7 protein-coding genes are annotated in these 6,086 nt (G+C 39.7%); 4 read left to right on the top strand and 3 right to left on the bottom strand.

Annotated features, from left to right (window positions below):
- Positions 1-485: transposase (locus AB1444_16070; protein MEW6528172.1), on the top strand; the 485-nt coding region annotated here is incomplete at its 5' end.
- Between the two features lie 4 nt (positions 486-489).
- Here the strand turns inward: AB1444_16070 and AB1444_16065 are convergent.
- On the bottom strand, positions 490-1,050 hold the full coding sequence (locus AB1444_16065; GenBank protein MEW6528171.1) for a nitroreductase family protein: 561 nt from the start codon (positions 1,048-1,050) through the stop codon (positions 490-492).
- 11 nt (positions 1,051-1,061) lie between these two features.
- On the bottom strand, positions 1,062-1,538 hold the full coding sequence (gene bcp, locus AB1444_16060) for a thioredoxin-dependent thiol peroxidase (protein MEW6528170.1): 477 nt from the start codon (positions 1,536-1,538) through the stop codon (positions 1,062-1,064).
- Between the two features lie 190 nt (positions 1,539-1,728).
- On the opposite strand from bcp, the gene AB1444_16055 reads away from it, so the two are divergent.
- Together AB1444_16055 and AB1444_16050 are read left to right on the top strand one after the other, a co-directional pair.
- On the top strand, positions 1,729-4,353 hold the full coding sequence (locus AB1444_16055) for an OmpA family protein (protein MEW6528169.1): 2,625 nt from the start codon (positions 1,729-1,731) through the stop codon (positions 4,351-4,353).
- A 2-nt stretch (positions 4,354-4,355) separates the two neighbouring features.
- Positions 4,356-5,132 carry an HAD-IIB family hydrolase gene (locus AB1444_16050; GenBank protein ID MEW6528168.1) on the top strand — a complete coding sequence of 259 codons (777 nt, stop codon included), beginning with the start codon at positions 4,356-4,358 and terminating at the stop codon, positions 5,130-5,132.
- Here AB1444_16050 and AB1444_16045 read toward each other — a convergent pair.
- Positions 5,117-5,257 carry a hypothetical protein gene (locus tag AB1444_16045; protein MEW6528167.1) on the bottom strand — a complete coding sequence of 47 codons (141 nt, stop codon included), beginning with the start codon at positions 5,255-5,257 and terminating at the stop codon, positions 5,117-5,119. The two genes, AB1444_16050 and AB1444_16045, sit on opposite strands and share 16 nt — an antisense overlap.
- A gap of 162 nt (positions 5,258-5,419) precedes the next feature.
- Between AB1444_16045 and AB1444_16040 the strand changes: the two genes are divergently transcribed.
- A partial coding sequence (locus tag AB1444_16040; protein ID MEW6528166.1) for a 7TM-DISM domain-containing protein occupies positions 5,420-6,086 on the top strand: 667 nt, incomplete at its 3' end.

The raw sequence follows: 6,086 nt of genomic DNA, 5'->3' as shown, positions 1-6,086 counted from the left end.
CTATCAAAGCACTATTTGAATACTGCATCATGCTGGCACAGGCAAAATATCCTTTTGAACTTATCAATTATCAGATTATGGATAATCATATTCATTTGCTTATAAGAACTGTGGAAGGTGGTGCTACTATATCCCGTATCGTGCAGTATATTAAGTCGCGGTTTGCACAACGATTTAATACGATGATGCAGCGCACGGGCCCTGTATGGAATGAGCGCTTCAAAGATAGCATTGTAGAGTTTGCGGACAATCCTCGAATATATTTACTTAACTTACTATGGTACTTTGCCAACAATCCGGTGCGTGCAGGCAAGGTAAAAAGCCCTTTTGAAAGCTACTTTGGTGGGTCACGGGCTTATTTTGACAGTAACTATCGCCCTCATTTAAAGATTACCCTGCATCAGTATTTTTTAGAGTTGGGAGATACACTGGAAGAGTGTATTGAGCGCCTGTGTGCTTATTGCCGTGGTGAGCTTTTGCTCTGACCCTTTACTTGGACGTATACACATTGTGAAACGCAAAGTCTTCCAGCGGCTTTCTAGGTGGGCGGCTCTTTTCGCTTTCCTTTTGCCATTCGCTCAAATCATCATGGATTACATCATCTTTTTTACCAATGATTATGAGGGTAATTACAGTAAACTCATGAGGTATGACACATGCTTTTTTAACTGCTTCTTCATCATACCCTGCTATGGGGTGAGCCACCAAACCTAATTCAGTTGCTTTGAGTAACAGGAGAGCAGTAGCCATCCCCGTATCAAATTGATGATATATGCGGTTTTTCAATACACAATCATCTTTTTCCTTGCTGAAAACCGCTATAATCATTGAAGCCTTAAGAGCCCATTCGTTCCCTTTTGCCAGGGCTTTTTTTAATTCATCTAGTTTCCCTGGCTCATAAACAAATACAAATCTCCACGGTTGATTGTTATAGCACGATGGAGCAAGTGCAGCCGCTTTTGCTAGCTCTGACACCATATTTTCAGTAATCGTCACTGGAGCAAGTGATCTATATGCCCTTCTTGCCTCAATAGCTTTCTGCAATGTCATGGTAGCCTCCTTTATTGCAAAGATTTAAGCGTTTGCAACACTTCTTCAACATGTCCTGGTACCTTAACCTTTCGCCATATTGCTCTGACCCTCCCTTCAGGATCAATCAGGAATGTACTTCGCTCTATGCCCATAAAGCTTTTGCCATACATGCTCTTTTTTTTCCATACTCCGTATTCTTTTGCCACGGTATGATCGGTATCTGATAGGAGAATCAGGTTAAGGTTATGCTTGTCATAAAATTTGCAATGGCTTTCAGGATTATCCGGGCTAATGCCTAAAACAATAGCATTGTAATCTTTAAATTCATTTATACTTTTGGTAAAATCTATAGCTTCTAAGGTGCATCCTTGAGTATTGTCTTTGGGATAAAAATAAATAACCACCCACTTGCCTCTGAAAGTATTGCTTTCTACTACCTTTTTATCTTTATCAGGAAGCCTGAACTTAGGTGCTGGTTTGTTTAATAAAATGTCTTCTTTCATCATTCTGTCCTCATGCTAAAATGTATTTAAACACTGGTTAAAATAGCGTTTATAAAGTATATTCTAAAATACTAATTATTTAGATGTTTGTCAATTCCCCTCTATAAAAATATAACCACTTGACAAAAAATATTTTGCGTGCAATGAATGTAAAAAAAATACAAAAAAATCCACACTTAACAGGAGGATAATCGTGAAAATCCGTTTTATTATTATTGCTATACTACTGCTGCGCTCTGTCACTCAGGTATTTGCTGCCTCTGATGGCACTGCGCTGATGTTGCTTGGAGGCAGTGCCAGCATGTTTGGAAGAGCTGATACCGGTGTTGCCTATCTTGGCTCTGACACCTTCTTACTAAACCCGGCAGCTATTGCAAAAGAAGAGCGTTTTATTGGATCATTCAACTATGGCAATCTTCTTTTTGATTACTACAACCCATCAGTGGTTGCAGGATTCCCCACCTCATATGGTGTTATTGGTGGCGCATTCAGGATGATTTCTGGCTCTGACACCCTCAATGGCTATCAGTTTGTGCTGGGTGGTGCCAAAGAATTTACACGGCGTCTTTCAATGGGTGCATCGCTATCATTTCTTTTGGGAAATGGCCCAAACTCAGGTGCATATTTTACAGGTATCACTCTTGGCAGCTTGTATCAAACTGCAATTAATGCTGATATTGGTAAAGGTTTTGGTGTGTATTCCCCAATCATTGGCATTGCTCTTAATGCAGGATTACCCATGGGAAGTGACAGTGATTTTGCCGACTTGAATCAGGTAACGTTAGGCTTTACGCTCCCACTGTATAAAAGAAATGACATTGAGGTGAGCCTGCTTAATGACTATTCGTTTGTACAATATGATGAAATAGCAGTAAAGGTTGGTGCCGAAGGTATGTATAAAAATACATATATTGTGCGTTTGGGTTTTATGGCACCGGGGCCGTACGAATATGCTGACTTCACGGCAGGCGCCGGCTACAGGCTGACCGGGCAGGAATATCAGGCTGAATTCAACTATGCACTGGTACACTATAAAAAGACTGATTTTGTCCATTACGTTGGCACTCAAGTGCGCTATGGCAGGTTAGATAAGGAACCACCACAAACTGCTGTAAAAGCAAGCCAGCGATATATTTCACCCAATACCGATGGTGTTCAGGATTTTGTACTATTTAATCTGAGTGTGAGTGATGCAAGTAAGATTGGCGGCTGGCGATTACAGATCAAAAATGAAGCAGGAACTGTAGTAAAGGAATTCAGGGTAAGCGATAGAGATGTTGAAGAATCGCTGACAGTAAAAAGCTTTATACAAAAGATATGGACTCCAAAGGAATCTGCCATGGTGCCTGAAACCATTTTCTGGGATGGCACAGATACTAATGCAAATGTGTTGCCGGATGGTGACTATGTGTATGCATTTATGGCATGGGACGAGCGTGATAACATATCACCAGAGGTTACCGGTGTAATTACTATTGATAATACTCCTCCCGTTGTTGAATTAGCTGTTGAAGACAGATTCTTTTCACCAAATAGCGATGGCCGTAAGGACACATTGAAGATAGTGCAAACAATAAAGACCCAAGGTAACGATGTGTGGCAGGCTTCTTTTATTGATAAAGAGGGCAAGCCAGTGAAAAAATACAGCTGGCAGGGCGCTGAAATTCCTAAAACACTGGTATGGGATGGGAAAGATGACGCTGGTAATGATGTCCCTGAGGGCCTGTATATCTATCAGATTCAATGCACCGACAATGCAGGCAATAAAGCACAGGCTCCAATTCGGGAAATCAGTTTAACCCGCCAGTACCAGACTGTTGATATCAGCGCATCACTGGAATATTTTTCATATGCATTACACAACACAATGGTATTTACTCCTATTGTCTCTGACACCAAAGACCTGGTTAAATGGCAACTATCGGTAACCAATGAAAAGGACAAGCCTGTATATCAGGCTCAAGGGCAATCAGTGCCAAAAACAATTACCTGGGACTGCAAAACAGATAAAGGCGAAAAGCTTAATGACGGCATCTATCGCTACAGATTCAGTGCTGAATATTTAAGTGGCAATAATCCACAGTCATTTGTAAAAACGTTTACCATTGATAGCACTCCACCTGAAGTTAATCTATCCTATGAACCTGATCTTTTCTCACCTGATGGTGATGGGGAAAATGATATTCTCACCATTACCCCATCGCTTAACGATAATGTTGGAGTCAGAAGCTGGGAATTGATAATTTATGCACCAGCGGGATATGTTTTTAAAACATTCAAAGGCACTGAAGTGCCTGCAGAGCTCAAGTGGGATGGCATTGGGGTAAACAACGAGCTTGTTGAATCTGCTGCGGATTACTTCATGGAACTATCGGCCACCGATATAACCGGAAATTTTGCAAAGACAAAACGTATAAAGTTACCCATTGATGTACTGGTCATGGTGACAGAACGGGGATTGAAGATTCGCATCAGTAACATTGAATTTGCATTTGACAGTGCAAAATTAACCGGAAAAGCATTCCCTATTTTAAACAGGGTTGCTGAGATATTGAATAAATACGAAAAATACAATGTTCTGATTGAAGGCCACACCGATGACATTGGCGAAGAACAGTATAACCTGAAGCTTTCTGAAGCGCGAGCTCAGTCGGTTATGGATTACCTTATTAAAAAGGGCATTGATAAAAAACGTTTATCTTCACGCGGCATGGGGGAAACATCACCATTTTTACCCAACACAAGCGTTGAAAACCGGAGGCGAAACCGCCGTGTTGAATTTTTATTAGTAAAGCCTGAAGATGAACAGGTAAAGTAAGCATGGATGTGTTCCCTATTGTATTTTCAGATATAGACGGGACCATTCTTGATTACACCACATATTCATATACGCTATCCCTGCCGGCAATACAAAAACTTGTCGGCAGGGGCATACCTCTTGTTCTGGTATCAAGCAAAACGTATGCTGAAATGCTGAAGCTAAACAAAACGCTTTCACTTACATACCCGTTTATCTTTGAAAACGGTGCGGGGATTGCTCATCCTGATGGCTCTTACACCATCTCTGGTAAATCAACAAACCAGTTGGCACAGTATAAGCCTGTGATTGAACAGGTGTGTGGTAATGTACAGTGGGCAGATAGCCTTTCATTGCAGGAACTATCGGCATATACCGGGCTTTCCATACAAGAAGTTAAGGATATGATGACACGCATGGCATCTGTGTTATGCATAGCACCTGACCCACTAGATATTGAAAGCATTAATAAAAAACTTGCCCACTATGGTATTGCCATAACAACCGGTGGAAGGTTTTTTACTATTATTGATAGCACGGTGAATAAAGGTAATGCAGTCCAGGTTATACAGACAATGTACCGGGAAAAGTATCCAACCATATACTCATATGCGATAGGCGATGGCATCAATGACACCGATATGTTTACTGTAGTTGATGAAGCCTATTTTGTGGGAAGAAAAAATTTATGGAAAACCATAAAGAAGCTATGCCCTGTAATACATAAAACAAAAAAAACTGGACCTGGCGGGTTTAGTGAGGTGATAGACAAAATTTTAAAAAATTATTCGCTAACTTGAACGTTCTGTTCAACATACTTTTCAAATTCTTCACGAGACATTTTATCTTTATACAGCTGCCACATGACTTCTTTTAATTCTTCAAGCGATTCAAATTTTGCCCCATCAAGCTTATAGTGTGCCATACTACAAAACCTTTTTGCTGAATATACAAATCTTATATACCAATAAATACTTTACAAATATACTGTCAATATAAAATTTTACACCATACCTTTACATTTATCTTAAAAAACATTTGCATTACATCACAAATACCAGTATCATTGTTTATAAGGTTTACAATAATGCTTAAGAAGGGCATAGTAATACTAGTATCATTCATTATTTTTTTGGGTGCGATAGTTACCGCTGCTTTTGCCGGTGATACACTATTTGTTACTGATGATTTTGATGTTGCCAATCTTGGCCTATATGTGCAATATTTACGCGATGTGCCACCACACTCTACTATTAATGAAATCATAACCTCATACAAAAATAATCAATTTAAAGAATCTACTGATGCAAGCCCATCGTTTGGATATTCTCACAATTGTATATGGGTAAGCTTCACTCTTGCACATACATCAAAAACGCCCGTGCCATTGCTTTTAGAGTATGATTACCCCATTATTGATGATATTACCCTTTTTATCCCTGATGGTGGATACTATAAAGAAATTCAAACAGGAGATCATTTCCCTTTTTCCTCACGCCCTTTCCCCTATAGATCATTTGTATTCCCTATTGAGCAAAAACCTGGCACAACTACTTATTTTTTACGCATCCGCTCAGAAGGCTCATTGGTGGTTCCCTTAAAATTATGGTCTCCACAGTCATTTGAACATATGCGCAATACCACTCTTCCTCTTATCTGGATGCACTATGGTCTTATGTTGGCGTTATTTTTCTATAATTTATTTTTATTTATATCCACTCGTGAAAAAAGCTTTTTATATGTGGGAATGTTTA

It is taken from the genome of Spirochaetota bacterium, assembly GCA_040756435.1.
GTDB lineage: Bacteria > Spirochaetota > UBA4802 > UBA4802 > UB4802 > UBA4802.
Note: the sequence above shows the minus strand (reverse complement) of the source record. Positions and strands in the feature narration are given on the sequence as shown.

Bases quoted from the DNA above. Each gene is read 5' to 3' on its own strand.
- AB1444_16065 (MEW6528171.1), bottom strand. From the start codon at position 1,050: ATGACATTGCAGAAAGCTATTGAGGCAAGAAGGGCATATAGATCACTT.
- bcp (MEW6528170.1), bottom strand. From the start codon at position 1,538: ATGATGAAAGAAGACATTTTATTAAACAAACCAGCACCTAAGTTCAGG.
- AB1444_16050 (MEW6528168.1), top strand. From the start codon at position 4,356: ATGGATGTGTTCCCTATTGTATTTTCAGATATAGACGGGACCATTCTT.
- AB1444_16045 (MEW6528167.1), bottom strand. From the start codon at position 5,257: ATGGCACACTATAAGCTTGATGGGGCAAAATTTGAATCGCTTGAAGAA.